The 25,176-nt window shown below is 68.4% G+C and carries 24 protein-coding genes; 10 read left to right on the top strand and 14 right to left on the bottom strand.

Translation table 11 applies throughout. From position 1 onward, the window contains the following. Position 1: 1 nt before the first annotated feature. From SK854_RS28685 to SK854_RS28695, 3 genes are all read right to left on the bottom strand, one after another. Positions 2-1,456 carry a sugar ABC transporter permease gene (locus tag SK854_RS28685; protein ID WP_455032266.1) on the bottom strand — a complete coding sequence of 485 codons (1,455 nt, stop codon included), beginning with the start codon at positions 1,454-1,456 and terminating at the stop codon, positions 2-4. Further along, the gene (locus SK854_RS28690) at positions 1,456-2,229 is read right to left on the bottom strand and encodes an ATP-binding cassette domain-containing protein (protein WP_319978233.1); all 774 of its coding nucleotides are present in this window, start codon (positions 2,227-2,229) and stop codon (positions 1,456-1,458) included. Before SK854_RS28690 ends, SK854_RS28685 begins: the two co-directional genes overlap by 1 nt. A 77-nt stretch (positions 2,230-2,306) precedes the next feature. Further along, positions 2,307-3,431: a sugar ABC transporter substrate-binding protein gene (locus tag SK854_RS28695; RefSeq protein WP_319978234.1), complete on the bottom strand. Its 1,125-nt coding sequence runs from the start codon at positions 3,429-3,431 to the stop codon at positions 2,307-2,309. 246 nt (positions 3,432-3,677) lie between these two features. Here SK854_RS28695 and SK854_RS28700 point away from each other — a divergent pair, with 246 nt between their 5' ends. Then, positions 3,678-4,466 (top strand): class I SAM-dependent methyltransferase, encoded by a 789-nt coding sequence (locus SK854_RS28700; protein WP_319978235.1) that lies wholly within the window; start codon positions 3,678-3,680, stop codon positions 4,464-4,466. A gap of 24 nt (positions 4,467-4,490) precedes the next feature. Here SK854_RS28700 and SK854_RS28705 read toward each other — a convergent pair whose 3' ends face one another. Then, a complete protein-coding gene (locus tag SK854_RS28705) occupies positions 4,491-6,176 on the bottom strand; it encodes a DEAD/DEAH box helicase (RefSeq protein WP_245822203.1) in 1,686 nt (561 codons plus the stop codon). 141 nt (positions 6,177-6,317) lie between these two features. On the opposite strand from SK854_RS28705, the gene SK854_RS28710 reads away from it, so the two are divergent. After that, positions 6,318-7,421, top strand: a complete 1,104-nt coding sequence (locus SK854_RS28710; RefSeq protein ID WP_319978236.1) for a YihY/virulence factor BrkB family protein — start codon at positions 6,318-6,320, stop codon at positions 7,419-7,421. 76 nt (positions 7,422-7,497) lie between these two features. Here SK854_RS28710 and SK854_RS28715 read toward each other — a convergent pair whose 3' ends face one another. Next, entirely contained in the window at positions 7,498-7,749 is a 252-nt protein-coding gene (locus tag SK854_RS28715; RefSeq protein ID WP_090006425.1) for a DUF3039 domain-containing protein, read from the bottom strand. Positions 7,750-7,780: 31 nt separating this feature from the next. On the opposite strand from SK854_RS28715, the gene SK854_RS28720 reads away from it, so the two are divergent. Together SK854_RS28720 and SK854_RS28725 are read left to right on the top strand one after the other, a co-directional pair. Continuing rightward, positions 7,781-8,671: a pseudouridine-5'-phosphate glycosidase gene (locus SK854_RS28720; RefSeq protein ID WP_319978237.1), complete on the top strand. Its 891-nt coding sequence runs from the start codon at positions 7,781-7,783 to the stop codon at positions 8,669-8,671. Further along, the gene (locus tag SK854_RS28725) at positions 8,668-9,546 is read left to right on the top strand and encodes a carbohydrate kinase family protein (RefSeq protein WP_319978238.1); all 879 of its coding nucleotides are present in this window, start codon (positions 8,668-8,670) and stop codon (positions 9,544-9,546) included. Before SK854_RS28720 ends, SK854_RS28725 begins: the two co-directional genes overlap by 4 nt. Before the next feature lie 284 nt (positions 9,547-9,830). Here SK854_RS28725 and SK854_RS28730 read toward each other — a convergent pair whose 3' ends face one another. After that, the gene (locus SK854_RS28730) at positions 9,831-10,145 is read right to left on the bottom strand and encodes a DUF3099 domain-containing protein (protein WP_319978239.1); all 315 of its coding nucleotides are present in this window, start codon (positions 10,143-10,145) and stop codon (positions 9,831-9,833) included. A 77-nt stretch (positions 10,146-10,222) separates the two neighbouring features. Between SK854_RS28730 and SK854_RS28735 the strand changes: the two genes are divergently transcribed. The 6 genes from SK854_RS28735 (at position 10,223) to SK854_RS28760 (ending at position 17,251) form a co-directional block, all read left to right on the top strand. Then, complete coding sequence (locus SK854_RS28735; protein ID WP_319978240.1) at positions 10,223-11,707, top strand: PucR family transcriptional regulator; 1,485 nt, start codon at positions 10,223-10,225, stop codon at positions 11,705-11,707. A 28-nt stretch (positions 11,708-11,735) separates the two neighbouring features. Then, on the top strand, positions 11,736-13,205 hold the full coding sequence (locus SK854_RS28740) for a DUF7782 domain-containing protein (RefSeq protein WP_319978241.1): 1,470 nt from the start codon (positions 11,736-11,738) through the stop codon (positions 13,203-13,205). Next, on the top strand, positions 13,202-13,627 hold the full coding sequence (dtd, locus tag SK854_RS28745; RefSeq protein ID WP_319978242.1) for a D-aminoacyl-tRNA deacylase: 426 nt from the start codon (positions 13,202-13,204) through the stop codon (positions 13,625-13,627). Before SK854_RS28740 ends, dtd begins: the two co-directional genes overlap by 4 nt. A 250-nt stretch (positions 13,628-13,877) precedes the next feature. Continuing rightward, on the top strand, positions 13,878-14,867 hold the full coding sequence (locus SK854_RS28750) for a sigma-70 family RNA polymerase sigma factor (RefSeq protein ID WP_090073384.1): 990 nt from the start codon (positions 13,878-13,880) through the stop codon (positions 14,865-14,867). A 282-nt stretch (positions 14,868-15,149) separates the two neighbouring features. Beyond that, on the top strand, positions 15,150-16,814 hold the full coding sequence (locus SK854_RS28755) for a fumarate hydratase (protein WP_406601840.1): 1,665 nt from the start codon (positions 15,150-15,152) through the stop codon (positions 16,812-16,814). 74 nt (positions 16,815-16,888) lie between these two features. Beyond that, positions 16,889-17,251: a VOC family protein gene (locus tag SK854_RS28760; protein ID WP_319978244.1), complete on the top strand. Its 363-nt coding sequence runs from the start codon at positions 16,889-16,891 to the stop codon at positions 17,249-17,251. 182 nt (positions 17,252-17,433) lie between these two features. On the opposite strand, the gene SK854_RS28765 is transcribed toward SK854_RS28760, so the two are convergent. From SK854_RS28765 to SK854_RS28800, 8 genes are all read right to left on the bottom strand, one after another. After that, a complete protein-coding gene (locus tag SK854_RS28765; RefSeq protein WP_319978245.1) occupies positions 17,434-17,970 on the bottom strand; it encodes a hypothetical protein in 537 nt (178 codons plus the stop codon). A gap of 137 nt (positions 17,971-18,107) precedes the next feature. Continuing rightward, positions 18,108-18,578, bottom strand: coding sequence for a hypothetical protein (locus SK854_RS28770; protein ID WP_319978246.1), 471 nt, complete (start codon positions 18,576-18,578; stop codon positions 18,108-18,110). Between the two features lie 53 nt (positions 18,579-18,631). Next, positions 18,632-19,759, bottom strand: coding sequence for a hypothetical protein (locus SK854_RS28775; RefSeq protein ID WP_319978247.1), 1,128 nt, complete (start codon positions 19,757-19,759; stop codon positions 18,632-18,634). After that, positions 19,756-21,015 (bottom strand): glucarate dehydratase family protein, encoded by a 1,260-nt coding sequence (locus tag SK854_RS28780; protein WP_319978248.1) that lies wholly within the window; start codon positions 21,013-21,015, stop codon positions 19,756-19,758. The genes SK854_RS28775 and SK854_RS28780 overlap by 4 nt, the downstream gene beginning before the upstream one ends. Positions 21,016-21,028: 13 nt before the next feature. Continuing rightward, on the bottom strand, positions 21,029-21,931 hold the full coding sequence (locus tag SK854_RS28785; RefSeq protein ID WP_319978249.1) for a 5-dehydro-4-deoxyglucarate dehydratase: 903 nt from the start codon (positions 21,929-21,931) through the stop codon (positions 21,029-21,031). A gap of 8 nt (positions 21,932-21,939) precedes the next feature. Further along, a complete protein-coding gene (locus SK854_RS28790; protein ID WP_319978250.1) occupies positions 21,940-22,818 on the bottom strand; it encodes a carbohydrate ABC transporter permease in 879 nt (292 codons plus the stop codon). After that, a complete protein-coding gene (locus SK854_RS28795) occupies positions 22,815-23,705 on the bottom strand; it encodes a carbohydrate ABC transporter permease (protein ID WP_319978251.1) in 891 nt (296 codons plus the stop codon). Before SK854_RS28795 ends, SK854_RS28790 begins: the two co-directional genes overlap by 4 nt. A 77-nt stretch (positions 23,706-23,782) precedes the next feature. Continuing rightward, the gene (locus tag SK854_RS28800) at positions 23,783-25,102 is read right to left on the bottom strand and encodes a sugar ABC transporter substrate-binding protein (protein WP_319978252.1); all 1,320 of its coding nucleotides are present in this window, start codon (positions 25,100-25,102) and stop codon (positions 23,783-23,785) included. Positions 25,103-25,176 lie beyond the last annotated feature (74 nt).

Consider the following 25,176-nt stretch of genomic DNA (forward strand, 5'->3'; position numbering starts at 1 on the left):
GTCAGCGAGCCGACGTGGCCGCCCGGCGGCGGGACAACGCGTCGACGCTCGCGGCGAGCAGCAGGACCAGGCCGGTCACCATGAACACGACGGCGGAGGGCTGCTTGAGCAGGCCCATGCCGTTCGCGATGACCGCCAGTACCGCACCACCGATGACGGCGTCACGCAGCCGGCCCTTGCCGCCGAACAGCGACGTGCCACCGATGACGGCCGCACCGACCGACATCAGCAGGGTGTTGCCGCCACCGGCGTTCGGGTCGACCGAGCCGACCTTCGAGGAGTAGACGATGGCGCCGATCGCCGCCGCCGAGGAGGCGATCACGAAGACACTCATCCGGATCTTCTCCACGTTGATGCCGGCGCGGCGCGCGGCCTCCTTGTTGCCGCCGACCGCGTAGAGGTGACGGCCGTAGCTGGTGCGGTCGAGCACGAACGTGCCGATCACCAGCAGGACGAGCACCAGCGGCACGACGTACGGCACGCCCGCGATCACCACGAGGGTGCTGGGCGACCGGTTCTGCGTCAGCGCGAACGTGGCGACCGCGGCCAGCAGCGCGAGGCCGCCGATCTTGGTCAGGACCAGCGCGGTCGGCTGGGCGACGAGTCCCTTGCGCAGCCGGGTGAAGTGACGGTTGAGCACGAGGGCCGCGTAGCCGCCGACCGCGACCACGCACAGGATCCACGACCCGGCGGTGCCGATGTTGCCGTTGGCGACCTGGAAGATCGTGTCGTCACGCAGGCCGAGCGTGCCGCCCTGGCCGATGAACTGCAGCACCACACCGCTCCACACGAGGAACAGCGCCAGGGTCACCACGAACGACGGGATGCCGATCTTCGCGACCAGGTAGCCGGTGATGCAGCCGATCGACGCGCCGACGCAGATCGCCAGCAGCATGCCGATCCACGCGTTCGCGGGCACGCCGAGCAGAGCGATGACCAGCGCGATGCCGGACAGCACGACGCCGGTCCACAGGCGCATCAGCAGCGAGAGGCCGACCGCGAGGACCAGCCAGCCGCAGAAGACGTAGAAGACCCCGTCGCCCATGCCACCGAGCAGGTTGCCGCCGTGGATCAGGTCCAGCGCCATCACCGAGGCCGTCACGCCGGACGCGGTGCCGGCGGACAGGTCGATCTCGCCGAGCAGCAGCACGAACACCAGGCCCATCGCGATGATGGTGATGCTGGCGCCCTGCTGGAGCAGGTTGGCGAGGTTGCCGAGGGTGAAGAACGATTCGGACAGCGAACTGAACACGATGAGAAGCACGATCAGTCCGAGCAGTGCGGGCAGTGAGCCGAGCTCGCCACCGCGGACGCTGGCCCAGTAGTCCCTGACGGCCTCGCTGGTGGAACGGGAGGTCGTGTCGATGCCGAAGTCGGAGATGGCGCCCTGTTGGGCAGCCTCCGACTCGTGCGTTTCGGTGGTGTCGGTCATGCTCTTCGCCTCTTCGGTACTCATCAGATCGTCGCCGCCTCGGGGCGGGCGATGCCCAGGTCGCCGGAACGACCGGCGGTGATCAGCTCGACGACCTGGCCGTGGGTGACGTCCTTGGACGACACGACGGCGGCCATGCGGCCGAGGTAGAGGCACGCGATCTTGTCGGCGACCTCGAAGACGTCGTTCATGTTGTGGCTGATCAGCACGACCCCCAGGCCCTGCTCCGCGAGCCTGCGGACCAGGTCGAGCACCTGCCGCGTCTGGGCGACGCCGAGTGCGGCGGTGGGCTCGTCGAGCAGCACGACCTTGCTGTTCCACAGCACGGCCTTGGCGATCGCCACGGTCTGGCGCTGACCGCCGGACAGCGACGACACCTGCGTGCGAACCGACTTGACCGTGCGCACGGACAGCGACGCCAGCGTCTTGCGCGCCGCCTGCTCCATGTCCGTCTCGTCGAGCAGGCCACCCTTGGTGCGCTCTCGGCCGAGGAACATGTTCTGGACGATGTCGAGGTTGTCCGCCAGGGCCAGGTCCTGGTAGACGACCTCGATCCCGAGGTCCGCGGCGTCGCGCGGGCCCTTGATGTGCACCGGCTCGCCGGCGAACAGGACCTCGCCCGAATCGGTCGGGTGGATGCCCGCGATGCACTTGACCAGCGTCGACTTGCCCGCGCCGTTGTCTCCGACGAGAGCGGTGACCTCGCCGGGTTGGACGTCGAGGTCGATGTCGTGCAGGACGTGCACGGGACCGAAGCTCTTGTTGATGCCGCGCAGCTCGAGAATCGGCTCGCTCACTGGGTTTCCTCCGTGGTTACCACGCGGCGAGAGGCGGGGTGCGTCAGATGCGCACCCCGCCTTCACCGCGAGCGGTCTTACTTGATGCCGAGCTCGGTGCAGGCAGCCTGGGTGTCGGCCACGCAGATCTCAGCGGCCTTGACGAAGGCGGCGTCGACGACGGTCTTGACCTTGTCCTTCGTGATCAGCTGGGACGTGAGCAGCACGGACTTGACGTCGCGGTTGCCCTTGGCGTCCTTGGTGACGCCTGAGGCCAGCTTGTCGGCGCCGGCGGTGTCGCCCTTGGCCAGCAGACCGGCCAGCTTGGCGGCGGCCTCGGCCTCTTCCTTGATCGGCTTGAACACCGTCATGTACTGGTCGCCGCGGAGCACGGCCTGCAGACCGTCCGGGGTGGCGTCCTGACCGGTGACCGGAACCTTGCCGTTGAGGCCGACCTTCTTGAGGACCGTGATCACAGCGCCGGCGAGGCCGTCGTTCGCGGCGACGACGCCGTCCACCTTGCCGCCGTTGCCGGTCAGGATCTGCTCGAAGACCTGACCACCCTTCTGGTTGTCCCAGTCGTCGATCGGCTGCGACTGGACGAGCTTGAGCTTGCCCGAGTCGTACAGCGGCTTGAGGATCTTCTTCTGGCCGTCCGCGAAGAGGGTCGCGTTGTTGTCCGTCGGCGCGCCCTCGATCTCGATGACGTTGGCGCCCTGCGGCTTGTCCTTGAGCGCGTCGGCCAGACCCTGGCCCTGCAGCTCGCCGACCTTCACGTTGTCGAACGACACGTAGTAGGACGAGGAGCCACCGAGGTTCAGGCGGTCGTAGTCGATGACCTGGATGCCCTGGGCCTGCGCCTTCTTGGCGACGGAGGCACCGACCTCGCTGTTGGGCGTGGCGATGATCAGGACCTTGACGCCGTTGTTGATCATGCCGTCGGCGAGGGTGCTGAACTTCTGGACGTCGCCCTGGGCGTTCTGAATGTCGGGGTCGAGACCCTCGGCCTTCAGAGCCGCCTCGAGGAGGGGCTTGTCGAAGCCCTCCCAGCGGGCGGAGGTCTTGGTCTCGGGCAGGATCACGCCGACCTTCGCGCCCGTGCCGCTGCCAGAGTTCGATTCGGTGCTTCCTCCGGTGTTGGAGGACGTGTTGGCGCCGCACGCCGTAACCGCCAGGGCGAGGCCCGCGGTAACAGCGATGGAAGCGAGAGTCTTGCTGCGCATCCGCCATCCCTTTCACTGCGCTGTGTCACAGAGAATGTTGTGGCGCACAACGTATGCCTGACATATGCGTGACCGGAACCACACTGGATCGATTAAGTCGCAACGATGCGGTAACCCTGGCGAAATTTAGTCACTGAGAGTCGTGAGAGCGTTACCACCACGCTACTGATTCCAGCGGCGATATATCGGATATCGCCCGCGGCGAACACTCGCCTGTCACCTCCCGGACATCCCTAGGTTGGGTGCATGACCGTCGACAAGGAAGCCGCCGAAAGGCTGGCGAACTCGTTCGGTGCCGACGCGGCTCGCTACGACCGCACCCGCCCGGCCTACCCGGACGAGCTGGTGCGGAAGATCATCGAGGTCAGTCCGGGGCCCCGCGTGGTCGATGTCGGCTGCGGCACCGGCGTCCTGTCCCGCCCGCTGCTCGCGGGTGGGTGCGAGGTGCTCGGCGTCGAGCACGACGAGCGGATGGCCGAGTTCGCCCGCGGCACCGGGGTGCCCGTCGAGGTGTCGAAGTTCGAGACCTGGGATCCCGCCGGCCGCGAGTTCGACGCCGTCGTCGCCGGGCAGTCGTGGCACTGGGTCGACCCCGAGGCGGGCCCCCGTCAGGTGGCACGGGCGTTGCGGCCCGGCGGGGTGTTCGTGGCGCTCTGGCACGTGTTCGCGCCGCCGGAGCCGATCGCCCAGGCCTTCATGGACGCCTACCGGAAGGCGGCGCCGGACATCCCGTTCCGCGTCGGCCAGAGCCGTGACGAGGCGTTCGAGGCCTATCAGGCGGGCTGCGTGCGCACCGGTGAGGCGTTCGTCGGCACCGGTGCGTTCTCCCACACCGACCAGTGGCGGGCGAGCTGGGAGCAGACCTACACGACGGCCGACTACCTCGACCTCATGCTCACCATGGGCCCGATGGCCCTGCTCGGCACCGAGCAGGTCACCGGACTCCTCGACGACGTCGGCGGCGCGATCGACGCGATCGGCGGCCGCTTCACGACGCACTACGACACGCTGGCCGTCGCCGTCACCCGCAACTGATATATCGGATATCGGGAACCTGTTCTACCAGGAGCGCAGGGTCGAGATCCGCTCTTCGAGCTGCTCGATGGTGGCCATCGCGGTCGGTGGCCCACCGCAGTACTCGCGCAGCTGGTTGTGGATCTTGCCGTGCGGCTTCTTCGTGCGGTGGTGGTGCATCGCGACGAGAGTGTTGAGCTCCTTGCGCAGTGACGCGAGGCGTTCCTGCACGCCGACGGGCCTCGCCTCCCGCACCGCGACCTCGGGCTTGGGGCGTTTGGCTGCGGTCGCCATCTGCTCCTCCTGCCGCTGCAGCAGCAGGGTCCGCACCTGGTCGGGCTCCAGCAGTCCCGGCAGGCCGAGGTACTCCTGCTCCTCCTCGGAGCCCGCGAGGGTCGGCGCGCCGAACGACGAGCCGTCGAAGATCACCTGGTCGAGCTCGGCGGTGGTGCCCAGGGCGGTGAAGGCGCGTTCGTCCTCACCGGGTTCGTCCTTGGTCTGATTGGCCGCCGCCATCAGCTCGTCGTCCCAGCCGTCCTTCTCGCGGTGCGGCTTGCCCAGGACGTGGTCGCGCTCGGCCTCCAGCTCGGACGCGAGCGCCAGCAGCACCGGTACCGAGGGCAGGAACACCGAGGCGGTCTCACCGGGCTTCCGGTTGCGCACGAAGCGGCCGATGGCCTGGGCGAAGAACAACGGCGTCGACGACGACGTGGCGTAGACGCCGACGGCGAGCCGCGGCACGTCGACGCCCTCGGACACCATGCGGACGGCGATCATCCAGCGTTCGTTCGTCGCGGCGAACTCGGCGATCTTGCCGGACGCCTTCGGGTCGTCGGAGAGGACGAGCGTGGGGATGTGGCCCGTGACGCGCTGGAGCACCTGCGCGTAGGCCTTCGCGACGGTCTGGTCGGTGGCGATCACCAGGCCGCCCGCGTCGGGCAGGCCGTTCTCGCGCTTCTGGGTCAGCCGCTGGTCGGCGGCGCGCAGCACGGACGCCACCCAGTCGCCGGCCGGGTCCAGGGCGGTGCGCCACGCCCGCGCGGTCTGCTCCTGGGTCAGAGGCTCGCCCAGGCGCGCGGTGAACTCCTCGCCCGCACTCGTCCGCCACGACGCCTCACCGGAGTACGCCAGGAACAGCACGGGCCGCACCACGCCGTCGCGCAACGCGTCGGAGTACCCGTAAGTGTGATCCGCCTTGGACGTCTTGAAGCCGCCGTTGCTCTCCTCGTACTGCACGAACGGGATCGGCGAGTCGTCGGAGCGGAACGGCGTGCCGGTCAGGCAGAGGCGGCGCACGGCAGGCGTGAACGCCTCACGGATCGCGTCACCCCACGACTTGGCGTCGCCGCCGTGGTGCACCTCGTCGAGCAGCACGAGCGTCTTGCGGTTCTCGGTGCGCACCCGGTGCAGCGTCGGATGGGCGGCGACCTGTGCGTACGTGACGGCCACACCGTGGTAGTCGCGGGAGGTCATCGCGTTGGTGTTGCGGAAGTTCGAGTCGATGTGGATGCCCTGCTCGGCGGCCGCTTTCGCCCACTGGTGCTTGAGATGCTCGGTGGGTGTCACGATCGTGACGGCCTCGATGGTCCGATCGGCCAGCAGCTCGGCGGCGACGCGCAGTCCGAACGTCGTCTTGCCCGCGCCCGGCGTGGCGACGGCGAGGAAGTCCTTCGGCTTCACGGCCAGGTACTTGGTCAGCGCGCGGCGCTGCCATGCCCGCAGCGGTCGCATTGCTGCTGTCGCTGTCACAGACGTGTTTCTCCTCATTTATGCAGGTCAAACAAGGCAATACCCTCAGGCGGACGATGGCCGAGGGCACCGCGACTGTACCTGTTCCGAGCGTCGATGCCGCGAAACGTGGCGGTATGCACCATGCTTGTCACTGCGATGGGTTCGCCTTCCGACAACGACGCACGCAGGTCCGGCCGCAAAGGGCCGCTGCGTCTACTCGCGCGCACGCTGTCGAAGGCGTGGCAAGGCAACATCTTCTCAGAAGCCGCCGAGGCCGCGTTCTGGCAGACGCTGTCGTTCCCGCCACTGCTGCTCGGCGTGCTGGGCTCGATGGGCTGGATCGGCACCTGGTTCGGCCCCGAGATCGTCCTCTCCGTCCAGGAGAAGATCATCGGATTCACCCGGACGATCTTCAGCGGCGACGTAGTCAACGACGTGATCCAGCCGACCGTCGCGGAGATCCTCTCGACCGGCAAGGGCGAGATCGTCTCCATCGGCTTCCTGATCTCGCTGTGGGCGGGGTCGTCGGCCATGTCGTCGTTCGTCGACGCGATCACGGTCGCCCACGGCCAGTACGGCGTGCGCAACGAGCTGTGGCAGCGGATCTTCGCCCTGCTGCTCTACATGGTGTCCCTGGTGGCGCTGGTGATCGGCCTGCCGGTGCTGGCACTCGGCCCGGACGTCCTGCCGCAGTTCTTCCCCACGTCCTGGCAGCCGTACATCGCGACGTGGGTCGGCCGGTTCTACTACCCCGGCGTGGCCCTGCTGCTGGTGCTGTCGCTGTCACTGCTCTACAAGGTCGCGCTGCCGCGAAGGCTGCCGTACCACCGCGTGCTGCCCGGCGCGATCCTCGCGATGGCGGTGTTCATCCTGTCGTCCATCGGCCTGCGCCTGTACATCCAGTGGATCACCACCACCGGGTACACCTACGGCGCGCTGGCGACACCGATCGCGTTCCTGCTGTTCGTGTTCTTCATCGGCCTGGCCATCACGATCGGCGCGTACTTCAACAGCGCCATCCAGGACATGTGGCCCGCCCGCATGACCCGCCGTCAGCGCCGCCGCTGGCGCAGGCTCGAGATGGAACGCGCGGCGTCCCGCATCCGCGAGGAGACCGCGCAGCCCGCACCGGAAACGGACGACACGGTCTACTCCGCGCCCTCCCCCGCCGACACGCAGCTGACGACGCCGCTCAAGATCCAGGAGCAGCGCCAGCACTCCGAAGAAGAGAAACAGCGGGGCTAGCAGGCACGAGAACAGCAACGCCCGGCGTCTCGAGTCGACTCGAGACGCCGGGCGGGTGAAGTTCTGGGGGCGAGGCTCAGTCGCCGTCTCCGCCGGGAGGCAGGTTCTCGTAGATCTTCTTGCAGTCCGGACACACGGGCGAACCGGGCTTCGGCGACCGCGTGACCGGGAAGACCTCGCCGCACAGCGCGACCACGTGCGTGCCCATCACGGCGCTCTCGGCGATCTTCGCCTTGCGCACGTAGTGGAACATCTTCGGCGTGTCGTCCGAAGACTGGTCGGTCTCGTCCGGCCGTACGTCGACCTCAGGAAGAGTCTGGGTGCTCACGCGCCCAGGGTACCTGGGATGATGTCCCCTCGTGACCACGCTGCACATCGCCGATGAAGTTGCCGCCGCACTGGCCGAGAACCGGCCCGTCGTCGCTCTTGAGAGCACCATCCTGTCCCACGGCCTGCCCGCGCCGCGCAATCTGACCGTCGCCGCACGCCTGGAGAAGGTCGTGCGGGAGGCCGGTGCCGTTCCCGCCACGATCGCCGTGCTCGACGGCGTACCGCACGTCGGCCTCACCTCCGCCGAGCTCGACCGCGTCTGCAACCAGGGCGACCTCGTGAAGCTCTCGTTGCGCGACCTGGGCCCCGCCTACGCCCTGGGCCGCAGCGGCGCGACGACCGTGGCCTCGACCACGGCCCTGGCCCACCAGGCGGGCATCCGCGTCTTCGCGACCGGCGGCCTCGGCGGCGTGCACCGCGGCGCACGCGAGACGTGGGACGTGTCGGCCGACCTCGACGTGGTGGCGACGACGCCGGTGCTGATCGTCTGCTCCGGCGTGAAGTCGATCCTGGACATGGGCGCGACCCTGGAGGTCCTCGAGACCCGTTCGGTGCCGGTCGTCGGCTACCGGACGTCCCGCTTCCCCGCCTTCTACCGCCGCGAGTCGGAGTTCGACGTCCCGTGGCGCGTCGAGACCGCCGCCGAGGCCGCCGCCGTGTTCGCGGCCGGTGGTCGCGGCATGCTGCTGGCGAACCCGATCCCCGCCGCGTTCGAGATGGACACCGCCCTGCACGACCGCCTGCTCGCCGAGGGCCTGCAGAAGCTCGTCGACGGCGACGTGCGCGGCAAGGACGTCACGCCCGTCCTGCTGGAGCACTTCCACACCGCGAGCGAGGGCGTCAGCCTCGACGCCAACGAGGAACTCGTCGTCAACAACGCCTCGGTCGCCGCCGCTGTCGCCGTCGAGCTGTTCCGATGAGGCCGATCGTGGTCGTCGGTGACGCGGGCCTCGACGTGGTCGCCCGCCACTCCGGCCCCATCGCCCACGGCGGCGACGTGCGCGCGAAGGTCACCATCGAGCCAGGCGGTGCCGGCGCCAACACGGCCGTGTGGCTGGCCGCGTGCGGTGCCTCACCGGTCCTGGTGGCCCGCGTGGGCGCCGACTCGGCCGGACGCCAGGTCCACGCCGAACTCACCCACGCCGGCGTCCAGTGCGCCTTCGCGGTAGACCAGGACCTGGCGACCTGCTGCGTCGTCGTCCTGGTCGACGAGAACGGCCAGCGCTCGATGCTGCCCGACCGCGGCGCGAACGCCCGCTTCTCCCCCGCCGATCTCGACCCGGGCCTGCTCACCGGCACCGACGGCCACCTGCACCTGTCCGGCTACGTGCTGCTCGACGCCACCTCACGCCCGGCAGGCCTGGCCGTGCTCGAAGCCGCCCGCGCCGCCGGCTGGACGACGTCCGTGGACCCCCAGGCGGCCGTCCTGATCCACTCGGCCGAGGCGTTCCTCGAAGACGTGCGCGGCGTCGACTTCCTGCTCCCCAACGCCGACGAACTCCTCGCCCTCACCGGCTCCTCCGAACCGGCCGCGGCGAAGTCCCTGCTGTCCCACGTCGGTGCCGTCGTGGTCACCTCAGGCCCGGACGGCGCGGCATGGGTCGACGCCGACGAGCTGGTCTCAGTCCCCGCTGAAGTCACCGAGTGCGTCGACTCGACCGGCGCCGGCGATGCTTTCGACGCGGGCTTCCTCGCGGCCTGGCTGTCCGGTGCGTCGGAGCGTGACGCGCTCCTCGGCGGTGTCCGGGCAGGCTCCCGCGCGGTCAGCGTCGTAGGCGCCCAACCACCGCGCTAGCCCTTCGGTCCAGCCGATATATCAGCTCGCGAGCTGATATATCGGCGACCTCCGCATGCCCGCCGACCTCGCCGCCGAGGCCATCAGCCCAGTTCACCACGCTTTCCTCGGCCCAGCCGGATGCAAAGAACGTTTGCGGACGTCCGCAAAAGACTCATTGCAAAGGCGGGGCGGCGCGGGTGCAGCCCTAGCAATGACTCGTTTGCGGACGAAGTCCAAAGAGTCATTGCACAGGGATGGGCGGCGTCCGGCGACGCCCTGATCGTGCGGGAGTCGGCGGCGGATCAGCCGTCGATGACGGTGGTGCTCTTCTGGGTGATGGCGCGGCGCTCGACCTCGTAGCGGTTGGCCTTCTCGGTCTTGCGCGGCGGCCTGTCGTTCGCGATCAGCACGGCCATCCACGGCAACGGCACGGACAGCACGATGAAGAACAGGGCGAGCCACCAGGTTTGAGCGAACAGCGCCGCGAGGATGAGGCACGGGAAGCGCAGGCTCATCATGATCGCGTACTTGCGGCGCCGAGCGGCGTGCTGTTGCTCGTAGGACGGGGCCGCCTCGGTGATCAACACCGGGGTGTCGTTCCGGTCGGGACTGCTCACGACACCACCTCCACGTGTCTCATGGTCCCACGTCCGAGTGACCGCCGGGACACCCGGTCGGCGGTTAGCATCCGCGGGTGGTCGCCCTTGATCGCCTCGTGGACGTGCTCGGCAGTCTGGGCACGCATCTGGCCTGCGCGCCGAGGGGCCGTGACGCCGAACTGCGCGGGGTGGCCCTGCACGATCCGGCGGAGAACACGCCGGCCGCGGCGGGCGATGTGCTCCTGGGGCTGGGCACGCCGTCGGTGGCCGCCGCCGCGCGTCTGGTGTCCTCCACCGCGGCTTCCGCCGTGGTGTTGCACGGGAAGCCGCCGCTCGACGAGCGGGTGATCGCCGCCGCCAAGAAGTCCGGCGCGGCGGTGTTGCTCGTGGATCCGTCGGTGCCGTGGGGGCAGCTCGCGAACGTCACGCAGACGCTGGTCAACGGCGGTACGCGGACCGGCGACCTGTTCGGTCTGGCGGACGTCATCGCGGGTGTCGTGGGCGGGCCGGTGACGATCGAGGACCAGCAGTCACGGGTGCTCGCCTACTCCTACCGGCAGGAGGACGTCGACCCCGTCCGGGTGCAGACCATCCTGGGGCGGCGTGTTCCGGAGGAGGCGCGGCGGGCGCTGGACGAGTTCGGCGTGTTCACGCACCTCGCGTCGTCGGACGAGCCGATCTTCGTGCCGAAGCTGACCCCGCAGCTGGGCAACCGGCTCGTCGCCGCGGTGCGGGCGGGTCGTGAACTTCTCGGCTCGGTCTGGGTCGAGGTGACGGGGCCGGTCGACGCCGCCCGGAGTGCCGCGCTGGTCGACGGGGCACGCACGGCGGCGTTGCACCTGCTGCGGTCGCGGGCGTCGACCGACCTCGAACGCCAAGCCGAGGCGGACCTGGTGATCCGGCTGCTCGAACACCCGGAGTCCGCCGACGTCGCGCGCCTCGGTCTGCCGACGGCCGACCTGCGGGTGATCGCGGTCCAGGCCCACGCGGGCGAGGGCGAGCACGGGGCAGCGGTGCTCGCGTTCCAGCGGGCCACCGCGGGCTTCGGCTGGTCGCGGCCTGGGCGCAGCGCCTTGTTCGGCAACGTCCTCTACACCGTCATCCCGGCCGCCGACGACGCCGCCGGATGGGTGCGCTCGCTGGTGCGCGAGCTGCCCGCCGAGGCGACGGTGCTGGCGGGAATCGGAGGTCCGGCCGAGGCGACGCAACTGCCGACGTCACGGCAGGAAGCGGATGAATGCCTCGCGCTCTCCACCGGTACACCCGTTGTGTACGACGACGCCTGGGCGAAGGTCCTGCTGCACCGGCTCGCCGCCGTCGCCGAGGCCGGGCGACTGCCGACCCGCGGGCCGATATCCAATATATTGCGCTACGACGCCGAGTACGGGACGCAGTACGCGACGACGTTGAGGGCGTGGCTCGCGGCTCAGGGCGACGTGCGGGCGGCCGCGAAGGAGCTCAACGTGCACCCGAACACGTTGCGGTACCGCATGCAGAAGATGTCCGAGGTGACGCCTCTCCCCCTCGACGACCCCGACCAGCGGCTCGCGATGGCCATCGCCCTCCAGATCACGCGATGACCCAGGCGGCGTGAAAGCATCTCCACCCGTGCACCCCGATCTTTCTGTTGACCTCTGCGCCCGTTTGCGCGGGGCGTTCGAGACCGCCGGTTACACCGCGGACGGCGTCGTGGAGGCGCTCGGCGCCCAGGCCCACTCCGCCCTCGGCCGAGGTGAGCCCGAACCGGCCCGCCGCGCCAGCAAGGACGCCGGGACGCTCGGCACGCTGATCCGCCTCTTCCTGCTGGGTGACCACGAGCCGGAGCAGGACGTCCGCAAGGCGCTCGACGGCGTCGGCATCGACGACCTGGTCGCCAACGAGGTCCTGGCCCCCGCCCTCGACGCCGCGAACCTGAAGGCCGGCCTGGACGTGCGGCCGTACGAGGACAACTGGTGGGTCATCGCCGACCTCGACTCCGACCTGCGCGGCAGCGCCGTCCCCGAGGACCACGTGCTCGGCGTCGGCCACGCGTCCATCAGCCTCGCCCGCGCGACCAAGCGCACACCGGTCGGCACGCTGCTGGACCTCGGCACCGGCTGCGGCGTCCAGGCGCTGCACGCCAGCACGCACGCCGAGCGCATCACCGCGACCGATCTGTCCGAGCGCGCGCTGAGGCTCGCGCAGGGCACGTTCCGCATCAACGGGCTCGACGTGGAGACGCTGCAGGGCGAGTGGTTCGGCCCGGTCCGCAACCGGCGGTTCGACCAGGTCGTCTGTAATCCGCCGTTCGTCGTCGGCCCGCCGCGCGTGGACTTCGTCTACCGCGACTCCGGCCTGGGCGGCGACGACGCGTCGGCACTGGTCATCCGGCAGCTGCCCGCGTTCCTCAACGAGGGTGGCGTCGGCCAGCTCCTCGCGTCGTGGGTGCACCGCAGGGGCGAGGACTGGGAGGAGCGCGTCTCCGGCTGGCTTCCTCGCGGCGGCATCGACGCGTGGTTCGTGCAGCGCGACATCGCCGAGCCCGCCCTGTACGTCGGCACGTGGCTCAAGGACGCGGGCGTCGACCCGCGCAGCCCCGAGGGGCGGCAGAAGGCCGCGGCGTGGCTGGACTGGTTCGAGGAGAACGACGTCCAGGGCGTCGGCTTCGGGTACGTGACGCTGCGTCGCACCGACGAGATGCACTCCCAGGTCATCTGTGAAGACCTGCGCCACGCCTACGACGACCCGCTGGGCCCGGAGGCGGCGCGCTGGCTCGACAACGTCGCGTGGCTGCGCGCGAACCCGGACCTGCTGAGCCGCCGGTTCCGGGTCGCCGACACCGTCCTGCTCGAAGAGGTGTCCGAGCCGGGCGACGAGGGCTGGCGCAAGGTCGTCGCGCGTCTGCACCGCACCGACGGGCCCGGCTGGCAGCACGAGGTCGACGAGGCGACCGCCAAGCTCGTCGCCGGTTGCAACGGCTCTCTGCCGTTGGAGGACCTGCTCGCGCTGCTCGAGTTCGCTTACGGAGAAATCGACGCGGAAGCCGCCTTGCCGATCGTTCGTGATCTCATCCGGCACGGAATGTTGATTCCCGCGTGAAAGCAGTTGTGGCGCGCGTCACAGAAGCGAGTGTCGAAGTCGAAGGGGACATCGTCGGCGCGATCGACGAGCCCGGATTGCTGGTGCTGCTCGGCGTCCATCACGACGACACGGCCGAGCACGCTCGCAAAATGGCGCAGAAGCTGCACGGTCTGCGCATCCTCGACGACGAGCAGTCATGTGAGTCCACAGGTGCTCCACTGCTGGTCGTCAGCCAGTTCACGCTCTACGGGGACACTCGCAAGGGCCGCCGTCCGTCCTGGACGGCGGCCGCCCGGCCCGAGCACGCGGAACCCTTGGTGAACGCCGTCGTGCAGGAACTACGCCAAAAGGGCGCGCGCGTCGAAACGGGACGATTCAGAGCCGAGATGAAGGTACGGAGCGTGAACGACGGTCCGTTCACGGTGATCGTCGAGCTCTGACTAAACGGTTCTCAGGCAATCCTCAGATTAGTCGCGCAACCGCTGTGACAGCGATGACGTCTTCAGGTCATGGAAGTCGGGAACGAATTCGGAATCGTCTTCGTTACCCAGGTATCAGCCAGCTAGCGATGGGATCCCGAGCGGGCCCGCCGCAACCGGCAACCAGGGCGCAGCGCCGCGCCGCCTTGACCGCCACGCGCGACTGTCCTGACCGACAGCAGCGTCGCCCGCACCAGGGGGAGGGAGATCCATGACCGTCACGAGGATCTCCGACCGTGAAGTCGGAGAGAACACGCCCACCGTCGTCGAGCACGAACTCGACGCGCAGGGACCAGCAGCCGACCTCGTTCGAGTCTACCTGAACGGAATCGGCAAGACCGCGCTCCTCACGGCTGAGGAGGAGGTGGAGCTCGCGAAGCGCATCGAGGCAGGTGTGTTCGCGCAGCACGTCCTCGAGACGGCCAAGCGCCTCACCCCCACCCGCCGCGACGAGATGGGGGCGCTCGTCCGCGACGGCCGCCGCGCCAAGGACCACCTGCTCAAGGCCAACCTGCGCCTCGTCGTGTCGCTGGCCAAGCGCTACACGGGCCGTGGCATGCCGCTGCTGGACCTGATCCAGGAAGGCAACCTGGGCCTGATCCGGGCGGTCGAGAAGTTCGACTACACCAAGGGCTTCAAGTTCTCGACGTACGCGACGTGGTGGATCCGCCAGGCCATCACCCGCGGCATGGCTGATCAGGGCCGCACCATCCGCCTCCCCGTCCACCTCGTCGAGCAGGTGAACAAGCTCGCGCGGATCAAGCGCGACCTGCACCAGACGCTCGGCCGCGAGGCGACGAACGAGGAGCTCGCGAAGGAAGCCGGTCTCAACCCCGACAAGGTCGCCGACCTGCTCGACCACGCGCGTGACCCGGTATCGCTCGACATGCCGGTCGGCACGGAGGAGGACGCTCCCCTCGGTGACTTCATCGAGGACTCGGACGCCACCGACGCCGAGAGCGCCGTCATCTCCGGGCTGCTGCAGGACGACCTGCGCCGCGTTCTCGCGACGCTGGAGCCGCGCGAGCAGGCCGTGATCCGGCTGCGCTACGGCCTCGAGGACGGCCAGCCGCGCACGCTCGACCAGATCGGCAAGCGGTTCGGCCTGTCGCGCGAGCGAGTGCGTCAGATCGAGCGCGAGGTCATGTCCAAGCTCCGTCAGGGCGAACGCGCCGCGAAGCTGCGGGCCTACGCCTCGTAGCCGGAATCGTCCCTGGTGGCGTTACGGTCGGGTCTCACCCGCCGAGCAGTATTGACTTGTGACTCAACTCACGGCACGGTCGGGCGTTACCAGAGCCACGCGACGCCCGTCGTGAGTCGGGTTAGCACGCGAAGGAAGGTCGGGACGGCCGGGGGCCGCCTCGGCCTTCCGCGTTTGCGGGACCCCTGCGAAAACGGTTGCGAAGAACACGGTGGACGGGGACCAGTACGTCCCTTTGGTGGCGGTACGGTTTTCTGATCCGAACTGCACACCGTTGGAGTTGTGTACCCCGTGCCCACCACATTCGAGTACACCGACGTCCTCCCCCTCGCGAAGGACACCGAGACCGAGTACCGCCTCGTCACCTCCGACGGGGTCAAGCTCATCGAGGCCGGTGACCGCAAGTTCCTCCAGATCGCGCCCGAGACGCTGACGCTGCTCGCGAAGGAAGCGATCCGGGACATCCAGCACCTGCTGCGCCCGTCGCACCTCGCCCAGCTCCGCAAGATCATCGACGACCCCGAGGCCTCCGGCAACGACCGCTTCGTCGCCATGGACCTGCTGCGCAACGCCGCCATCTCGTCCGGTGGCGTGCTGCCGATGTGCCAGGACACCGGCACGGCGATCATCATGGGCAAGCGCTCGGAGACCGTCCTGACCGGCGGCGACGACGAGCAGGCGCTGGCCCGCGGCGTCTACGAGGCCTACCAGGAGCTCAACCTGCGCTACTCGCAGATGGCTCCGGTGACGTTCTGGGACGAGAAGAACACCGGCACGAACCTGCCCGCGCAGATCGAGGTGTTCCACAAGCCCGGCCAGGAGCCCGTCTACGAGTTCCTGTTCATGGCCAAGGGCGGCGGTAGCGCGAACAAGACGTTCCTCTACCAGGAGACGAAGGCGGTGCTGAACCCGAAGCGCCTCGCGTCGTTCCTGGACGAGAAGCTCCGTTCGCTCGGCACCGCCGCGTGCCCGCCGTACCACCTCGCGGTCGTCGTCGGTGGCCTGTCCGCCGAGCAGAACCTGAAGGTCGCGAAGCTCGCCTCCGCCCGCTACCTGGACAACCTGCCGTCCGAGGGCTCGGCGCTGGGCCACGCGTTCCGCGACACGGACCTCGAACAGCAGGTTCTGGAACTGACCCGCAACTTCGGCATCGGAGCCCAGTTCGGCGGCAAGTACTTCTGCCACGACGTGCGCGTCATCCGGCTCCCCCGCCACGGCGCGTCCCTCCCGGTCGGCATCGCGGTGTCGTGCTCGGCGGACCGCCAGGCCAAGGCCCGCATCACGGCCGAGGGCGTGTTCCTGGAGCAGATGGAAAGCGACCCGGCGCGGTTCCTGCCCGAGATCGAGGGCGAGGACCTGTCCGACGAGGTCGTCCACATCGACCTCACCCGCCCGATGGCGGAGATCCGCGACATCCTCACCAAGCTCCCGGTGAAGACCCGCGTCTCGCTGACCGGTCCGCTGGTCGTGGCCCGCGACATCGCGCACGCCAAGATCAAGGAACGCCTCGACGCCGGCGAGGAGATGCCGCAGTACCTCAAGGACCACCCGGTCTACTACGCCGGCCCGGCCAAGACGCCCGAGGGCTACGCCTCCGGGTCGTTCGGCCCGACCACCGCCGGCCGCATGGACTCCTACGTCGAGCAGTTCCAGGCGGCGGGCGGATCGCTGGTGATGCTCGCCAAGGGCAACCGCTCCCAGCAGGTGACCAACGCCTGCTCGTCGCACGGCGGCTTCTACCTGGGCTCGATCGGTGGCCCGGCGGCGCGGCTGGCGCAGGACTGCATCCGCAAGGTCGAGGTGCTCGAGTACCCCGAACTGGGCATGGAGGCGGTCTGGAAGATCGAGGTCGAGGACTTCCCCGCGTTCGTCGTCGTCGACGACAAGGGCAACGACTTCTTCGCGGAGACGTCGACCCCGACCCTGCAGATCAGTTTCCGCCGCTAGGTTCCCTCAGCAACCCCGAAGCCCCGATCAAACAGTACGGTTGTCCCGTATTCGTTTCGATCGGGGGTTTCGCGTTGATCCACCACGTGCAGGTCACCTGTCCGCCAGGAGCCGAAGACGAGCAGCGCGCGTTCTACACAGGCGTGCTGGGCTGGACCGAACTGCCCAAGCCACCACTGCTCGCCGCGCGAGGCGGCTGCTGGTTCGCGGTACCCGGCGGCGGCGAGATCCACGTCAGCGTCGAGGACGACTTCCGCCCCGCGCGCAAGGCACACCCGGCGTTCGTGGTCGACGTGACCGCGGTGGCCGAATCCGTGGCGGCAGCGGGCCACCCGGTCGTCTGGGCCGATCCCGCGGAGATCCCCGGCCGTCTCCGCTTCCACACCTTCGACGCCGCCGGCAACCGCGTGGAGTTCCTCGCCCACGCCGGAAACTGATATATCGGCTCGGTCATGCCGGTCGCTTCCCGGCCTTTGCAACGAGTCATTTGCGAACGAAGTCCAAAGAGTCATTGCTAAGCAGCAGGTGAGAGGGGCGGCCGAGCACTGGGGGCGCACGCGAGGGCGTGTGGTGCGCCACCTCAGTGCCGGACGACCGCGAACTGCGGGGTGCCGGACGCTCAGCCGGTTTCCTCGCGGGCTTCGAGGACCAGACGGCGGTTGCCCAGCGGCGCGTCCAGGCGGACGGTCAGCGGCACCTCACGGATCTCCTGGGTGCACACGGTGCCGGAGGGCTGCTTGGTGATCGTGACCAGCGTGATCTGGACGACGTCGGCCGACTGGCCGGTGATCTCGGCACGGGCCTCCTTGCAGCCGCCGCCGACGCCGAAGACCTCGATGTCACGGCCGTCTCCGAAGACATAGGCCTCGTCGCGGTAGGTGTCTGACAACGATGTCGTGTCGACCTTGTCCTTCGCCACGGACGTGACGCCGGGCGGCACGACGGGCTTCTGCTCCGAGATCGAGACCGGAGGCTGGACGGGAGCGGTGGGGTTCCCGCTCGACGAGCCCGTGCCGGGGGTGCCGCTCGAACCGGGCGCGGTCGTGCCCGTGGGCGCCCCGCCCGACGAGCTGGAGCCGGGTGCGCCGGACTGCGTGCCGGACGAGCAACCGACGAGCACGACGGCGAGAGCAACGGCTGCGACGGCGTTTCTCATGCGGACCATCCTCGCAAACCGGGACGGGAAGTCCCTGTCAAATGTCCTGCGACCTGTCCGGTCGAACTTTCACCGGGAAGGAAAGAGGTACCCGGCCGGCGGGGCAGATGCCGGCCGGGCACCGCGGGGAGGAAGGTCTACTTCTGTTCCTGCCGCGACGTAAGCACGACCGTGCGCTCACCAAGGGGCTCGGAGAGCTGCATCGTCAGCGGAGGGAAGCGGATGTCCATGGTGCACATCTGCTTGGTCAGCGGCAGCGTCTCGAGCAGCTCGATCTTCACCGTGGAAGCGTTCTGCTCCAGCACGGACGCGCTCGCCTTGCCGCATCCGCCCTCCTGGGCGACGACTCCGACGGTCTTCCCGTCGCCCTGTGTCCAGACGGTGCGCGGATGGTCCGGCGTCAGACCGTTGGCATCGAGCTTCGTCACGGGTTTGCCGTCCGGCGGCACTTCTCCGGGTGCGATGTTCGGGGGCAGCTCTGAGGGTGAGGTGGCGGTCGGCAACTCCTGACCGCCACCTGCCCCGGTGCCCGCGTTCTGCGCGCTGCCACAGGCCGAGATGACGAGCAGCAGGACGCCAGTGCCAACTACGGTTCCTATGTGCCTCATGTTCAAAGGACGGAACCGCGCTCACAGCGGGTTGCAGTGACTTCTCTTCACAGTTAGCGGCTGACGGCCGCCACAGCCTCTCGCAGAGCTTCCAACCGTGCCGCGGACGCAAGGCCTCCGTGGTAGAGGTGGAACTCCTCCACACCGGCATCCAGATAGGCGAGCCACTCCTTCGACAACGCCGCGCCGTCGGCAGGTTTGGGCGGCAGCCCCAGCACGTACGCGGCGATCCGCGTGTCCGGTGCGGCGGAACGAAGAGCCTCGATGCCGGGAACCGCGATCTCCGGGCCAGGCCAGCACATCGTCGTCAGGACGTCGACATCGGCGCCGACTCCCCCGGCCACGGTCGCGAACGGCCCAGTGCCCCAAGGGTCTGCCGTCACGTGCATTCCAACCCGGATCGAAGGCGCCGCGGCACGAATCTCGCCGACCAGCTTCTGCCGCAACGACCGCACCACGCCGGTGCGCACGGCCTGAACGTCGTCCGCGAGCGCACCCAACGCTTCCTCAACGCTGGGTGCACCGCGATCGACCCCGGCCCGGACCGCTTCACGCAGGGCATCCGGGTCGGCGTACAGGGCGGTGCAGGCAGAGCAGAAGCACAGCGACAACAGCTTCTGCTGCACCGCGTTCCAGTCCGTGCCGTCGGTCTTCTCGTGGTGCCCGCCGTGGAAGAACCCCAGCGGCCCGCAGGCCTCCAGGATGATCCCGTCCGGCGCGCCGAGCTCCAGCACCTCGGACACCAGCACCGACGCGTACTCGACGACGTCGGGCTGCGCGGTGCACAGTGCGTACGGGTAGCGATCCCCGAACGCGTTCACCACGGTGACATCGGGATGCAGGTCGCCCAGCCGCGAGTTGTGCGTCAGCACGGTCCACGCGTACACCGGCAGTCCGGCGGCACGAACCAACGCCGCCGCGGCACCGAACGAGTCCGAACCGTCCATCCAGGACGGTTCGGCGGGCACCAGACGGCCGTACTTCTCCGAACGCACCGGCAGGTAGAACGCCGCGTGGCGTGCGTCGACCATCCGATGCGAAGGGTGCAGAGGCGTCGCGGCCCGCACCGTGTGATACGACGCGGCAACGGCGATCGCGTCGACTCCGAGCTCCTGGTACCGCGTGACGGCCTCAGGGTCTCCGATCAGGTCCCACGGATAGGCGTGGACAACCGACTTCACCACCGGGGACGCTTCCTCTCGTAGCTCGGGTCGAACTTCTGCATGTAGCCCGTGTCGTCACGAGCCGTGATGCCGCAACGAACGTAGTTCTCGGCCATGCGCGCCAACGCGTCCCGATCCAGCGTCACACCGAGGCCCGGCGTGACGGGCACCGGCACCGCACCATCCACAAAGGACAGAACCCCTGGTTCAACGACCTCGTCGGCCGCGTTCCACGGGTAGTGCGTGTCGCACGCGTAGTTCAGGTTCGGCGTCGCCGCCGCCAGGTGCGTCATCGCGGCCAGCGAGATGCCGAGGTGCGAGTTCGAGTGCATCGACAGGCCGATGCCGAACGTCTGGCAGATCATCCCCAGCTGACGCGACCGCTGCAGGCCGCCCCAGTAGTGGTGATCGGACAGGAGCACCTGCACGGCGTCCTGCTCCACCGACGGCTTGAGGTGCTCGAACGCGACCACGCACATGTTGGTGGCCAACGGCATCGGCGCCTTCGCGGCCACCTCCGCCATCCCGGAGATCTCCGGCGTCGGATCCTCCAGGTACTCCAGCACGCCGTCGAGCTCCTCGGCGACCTTCAGCGACGTCGCCGTAGACCAGGCCGCGTTCGGGTCCAGCCGCAGCGGGTGCTCCGGGAAGGCCTCACGCAGGGCGCGGATGGCCTCGATCTCCTGCTCAGGAGGGAAGACACCGCCCTTGAGCTTGATCGACCCGAACCCGTACCGCGAGATCATCTTGGTCGCCTGCGCCACGACGCCGGCGGGGTCGATCGCCTCGCCCCACTCGTCCGGCTCGGCCCCGGGGTGCCCGTCCCACTTGTAGAACAGGTACGCCGAGTACGGGACGGCGGAGCGAACCGCGCCACCCAGGAGGTCGTGCACCGGACGGCCCAGCGCCCTGCCCTGGATGTCCAGGCAGGCGACCTCGAACGGCGAGTACACGCGGTCGACGGTGCTCTCCGCCGTGATCTTCCCGGTCAGGCCGTGCTTGTCCTGCCCGGCCTTGCCACCGAGAACGGCGGAGACCCGCGCGTGCATCTCGTTCAACGCGAACACGTCGAGGCCGATCAGAGAGTCCACAACGGACCTCGAGCGCTCCAGGTGCCCAAGGTCGCCGTAGGTCTCCCCCAGTCCCGAAATGCCTTCGTCGGTGTGCACCTCGACGATGGTGCGCAGCGCCCACGGCTCGTGGACACCGGCCGAGTTCAGCAGCGGCGGGTCCCGGAACGCGATCGGTGTCAGAACAATCTCGGTGATCTTCATTCCGAACGCCCTCTCAGCTCAGCAGAGCCTTGCCCGCAGCGATGATCTTGTCGAGAGCGGCCAGGTGCTCGTCCAGCGGGTCGATCAGCGGCGGCCGCACGCCGCCCACATCGAGCCCGTTCGCGCGCACCGCGGCCTTCACCAGGGCGACCGCGTAGCCGGGCACCTTGTCCCGCAGCTCGACGAGGGGCTTGTAGAACTCGAAGAGGAAGCGGTTCACCAGTTCGATGTCACCGGACTGCACGGCGTTGTAGAAGCCGAGCGAGATCTCCGGCGCGAAGCAGAACACCGCCGACGAGTACAGCTCGACGCCGATGCCCCGGTACGCGAGCTGGGTCATCTCCGCGGTGGGCAGGCCGTTGAAGAACTGGAACGGCTTGTCAACGTTGGCACGGACGGAAAGCACGATCCGCTGCATCTGGTCGAGGTCGCCGATGCCGTCCTTGAAGCCCACGACGTTCGGGATCTGCGCGACCTCGACGGCGGTCTCCGGCGTGAACCGCGCGTTGTTGCGCTGGTACACGATGATCGGCAGCTCGGTGACGCCCGCGACCTCGGCCACGTACCGCACGAGTCCGGCGGCCGGGTTGGTCACCAGGTAGGGCGGCAGCAGCAGGATGCCCTGCGCACCAGCACGTTCGGCCGCCTGGACGAACTGCTTGGTCGCCACGACCGAGCCGCCCGCACCGGCGAACACCGGCACCTTGCCCGCGGTCGCCTCGACCGCGACGGCCACCGCGCGCTCGAACTCCTCCAGCCCCAGGGCGTGGAACTCGCCGGTGCCGCAGGCGGCGAACACCGCGCCCGGCCCGGCGGAGACACCGTGCTTGACGTGCTCGGCGAGCACGTCGTACGCGATGTTCCCCTCGCTGTCGAACGGGGTCACCGGAAAGAACAGCACACCATCGAGTTGCATAACCAGACTCATCCCTTGATCGCTCCGGTGGTGATCCCACGCAGGAAGGACTTCTGCAGCGACAGGTACACGACCAGGCTCGGTACCAGCGCCAGCAACGCTCCGGCCAGCACGATGCCCGTTCCGACCTGGTCGTCGGATCGAAGCGCGAGAAGTGCGACCGTGAGCGTGTAATCGGAGGGGTCAGCGGCGACGATCAGGGGGAGCAGGTACTGCTCCCAAATCATGTTGAAGCCGAACACGGCGATGACGCCGAGCGCGGGTTTGCACAGCGGGAGGATGATCTGCGCGAAGAGACGCAGCTCCCCGGCACCGTCCACTTTGGCCGCCTCCTCCAGTTCGCTGGGGATCTCCTTCATGAACTCCGTCATGACGAAGATGGAGAAACCCCAAGCCCCCAACGGGAGAATGACGCCGAGCAGGGTGCCCTTGAGACTCACGTGCACCAGCGGTAGGTCTCCGATCACCAGCGACAGCGGGATCGCGATGACCTCCTCCGGCAACATCATCGTGGCGAGAATGACCAACAGTGCGATGGCCTGACCGCGGAACTTCTTGCGCGCCAACGCGTAGGCGGCGAACACACTCACCGTCAGCTGCAGCAGCAGCGCACCACCTGCGATGATCAACGAGTTCATCAGGTAGTGCCAGATCTTGTTCTCCGCCGCGACCTGGAAGTTGATCAGCGACGGGTTCGCCGGGATGACCGACAGCTTGGTCGGGTCCGGGTTGTGGTCGAACGCGCCGGAGAAGATGACCAGCAGCGGGCCGCAGAAAAGGATTACAGCGAGGGCACTGAAAAGGAAGCGGGTGGCCCTGCTGCCCCACGCGTCCGGCCTGGTGGACCAGCCGATGGCGCTGTCGAAGCGGCTCGAGTTGACGCTCATCGCGCCTCCTTCCTCCGGCGGTACCACTGCACGCTGACCGTCAAAATCAAGGTAACCAGGAACAAGAGCACAGAACCAGCCGAGGCGAGTCCGGCTTCGGACTGTTCGAACGCCGTGGTGTAGACGCGGGTCATCCAGACGTCGGTCGACCCCGCGGGGCCACCTCCGGTGAGCACGTACACCTCGGTGAAGACGCGCAGGCCGCGGATCGCCGCCAGCGTCAGCAGGATGGTGATGACGGGCCGCAACGCGGGGAGCGTGACGTTCCAGATCCGTTGCGGCGTCGACGCTCCGTCGATCGCGGCGGCCTCGTACTGCTGGCGGTCGATGCCGGCGAGCCCGGCGAGGATCAGCACCATGTCGTACGGGGCGTGCTTCCAGATGCCCACGAACATGACCGACACCAGCGAGGTGTCCGTGCTGTGGATGTACTCCCAGGGCCCGAGGCCGACCCACGAGATGAGCTCGTTGAGGAAGCCTTCCGGCGCCGGGTAGAAGAACAGCCGCCAGATCTCGCCGATGACCGCGGTGGCCGCCACGACGGGCAGGAACACCGCGGACCGCACGAACCACAGCGACTTGGTGTGGCCTTCGAGCAGCAACGCGAGGAAGAAGCCGATCAGCATCGCGCCAACGGTCTGACCGCCGGCCAGCACGAGGGTGTGCCAGCTGGCGGTCAGGAACTTCTCGTCCTGCAGGATCGTCGCGTAGTTCTTGAATCCGACGAAGATGTCCCCGAGGAACGGCCGGACCTCGAACAACGAGAGCCGGATGCCCTCGCCCATCGGGATGAACTTGAAGACCAGGAAGATCAGCACGGCGGGAAGCAGGAACAGCCACGGGACGAAGGTGGCTCCCGTGAGGCGACGCCGGCGGCGTCGCCTCACGGGGTGGGTTTCGACGGCACCGCCGCCACTAGCCGTCGAGCCCACGTCTCGGGTGTCGCCGAGTGACTGAACTGCCGTCACTTCGACGCCTTCTGGTTCTCGAGCTCCTTCTTCAGCGCCTCCGCCAGCGTCTTCAGCTCGGCCGAGGAGTCAGCGGGGCACTTCGCGAAGATGGAGTTCAGGGTCTCCGAGGTCTTCTGCCGGAACGGCGCGAAGTTCGGAACGCTGGGGAACGGCCGCGCCTCGCTGGAGTACACGCCCGCCACGGTCGCCCACCGCGGGTCCTTGTACGTCGCGTTGACGTCGACGGTCTTGTTGACGGGCAGGCGCACGACCGGCTGCGGGTCGCCCTTCATACCGGCCTGCTGCGCCTCTGGCGTGATCAGGTACTCGGCGAGCTTCTTCTGGTCGGCGGTCTTCGCGGAGCCGGCCATCTGGTAGATGTTCTCGCCCTCGCCGAGCACCGTGGCGCCGGCCGGGCCCTTCGGGGAGGCGATGACCTCGTACTTGTCCTTGCCGACCGACTTGTCGAAGCGGCCGATCATGTACGGGCCGGTGAGGTAGATGCCGCTCTTGCCCGACTCGAACAGCGGGTGCGCGTCGTTCGTGCCCAGGGTCAGCGAGCCGGGCTGCATGACCTTGTCCTCGCAGAAGAGCTTGCGCAGCCGTTCGACGGCCTTGGTCGACTCCGGTGAGTCGATGCCGACGCGGAACTTGCCGTCGCCCTCGTCCTCGAGGATGTCGCCGCCGCCCTGCCAGATGTAGCTGGCCGCCCACCACGCGAGGTAGCCGCGGTCGGTCGTGCCGGGCACGAGCATGCCGTAGGTGTCGTTCTGCCCGTTGCCGTCGGGGTCGTTCTGGGTGAAGGCCTTCGCGAGGTCGTCGAGCTCCTCCCACGTGGTGGGGATCGGCTTGCCGAGCTTCTCGCGCCAGTCCTTGCGGATCAGCGTGACCATCGCCTGGGTGGAGTAGGGGATGGCGTAGAACTTGCCGTCCGCGCCCTTCCCGTTGTTCCACGCGCGGTCGACGATGTCGCCGCTGCCCGCCACGTCGTCGCGGTTCACCTCGGTCGTCCAGCCCTGCTTGACGAAGTTGCCGAGCGAGCCGGTGTCGGTGATGACGACGTCGGGGAGGTCCTTCGACGCGGCGCGCTGCTGCACCTGCTTGTCGAAGTCGTTGAAGATCGGCTTGTAGTCGACCTGCACACCGGTCTTCTCGGTGAACGACTTGAAGATCTTCTCGTAGACCTTCGCGGTCGCCTCGGTCGAGCGGGTCCACACTTCGAGAGGCTTGTTCGGGTCCTTGGACGACGTCGCCGTGGTGCCACCGCTGCCACATCCTGCGAGCAGCGCTGCCACACCGAGTGTGGCAAGTGTCGTGGCTGTTCTACGGCGCATCGTCGGAGCCCTTCGTGTTCAGATATGTGAACGTGGGTCGTACTTGTGAACCTGAGTCAGGACTGTAAGAATCA

It is taken from the genome of Lentzea sokolovensis, from assembly GCF_033949975.1.
Lineage (GTDB): Bacteria > Actinomycetota > Actinomycetes > Mycobacteriales > Pseudonocardiaceae > Lentzea > Lentzea sokolovensis.

Coding starts and splice junctions, on each gene's coding strand:
- SK854_RS28705 (WP_245822203.1), bottom strand. CDS start 6,176: ATGCGACCGCTGCGGGCATGGCAGCGCCGCGCGCTGACCAAGTACCTG.
- SK854_RS28725 (WP_319978238.1), top strand. CDS start 8,668: ATGAGGCCGATCGTGGTCGTCGGTGACGCGGGCCTCGACGTGGTCGCC.
- SK854_RS28765 (WP_319978245.1), bottom strand. CDS start 17,970: ATGAGAAACGCCGTCGCAGCCGTTGCTCTCGCCGTCGTGCTCGTCGGT.
- SK854_RS28770 (WP_319978246.1), bottom strand. CDS start 18,578: ATGAGGCACATAGGAACCGTAGTTGGCACTGGCGTCCTGCTGCTCGTC.
- SK854_RS28710 (WP_319978236.1), top strand. CDS start 6,318: ATGCTTGTCACTGCGATGGGTTCGCCTTCCGACAACGACGCACGCAGG.
- SK854_RS28800 (WP_319978252.1), bottom strand. CDS start 25,102: ATGCGCCGTAGAACAGCCACGACACTTGCCACACTCGGTGTGGCAGCG.
- SK854_RS28750 (WP_090073384.1), top strand. CDS start 13,878: ATGACCGTCACGAGGATCTCCGACCGTGAAGTCGGAGAGAACACGCCC.
- SK854_RS28700 (WP_319978235.1), top strand. CDS start 3,678: ATGACCGTCGACAAGGAAGCCGCCGAAAGGCTGGCGAACTCGTTCGGT.
- SK854_RS28790 (WP_319978250.1), bottom strand. CDS start 22,818: ATGAGCGTCAACTCGAGCCGCTTCGACAGCGCCATCGGCTGGTCCACC.
- SK854_RS28695 (WP_319978234.1), bottom strand. CDS start 3,431: ATGCGCAGCAAGACTCTCGCTTCCATCGCTGTTACCGCGGGCCTCGCC.
- SK854_RS28785 (WP_319978249.1), bottom strand. CDS start 21,931: ATGCAACTCGATGGTGTGCTGTTCTTTCCGGTGACCCCGTTCGACAGC.
- SK854_RS28780 (WP_319978248.1), bottom strand. CDS start 21,015: ATGAAGATCACCGAGATTGTTCTGACACCGATCGCGTTCCGGGACCCG.
- SK854_RS28685 (WP_455032266.1), bottom strand. CDS start 1,456: ATGAGTACCGAAGAGGCGAAGAGCATGACCGACACCACCGAAACGCAC.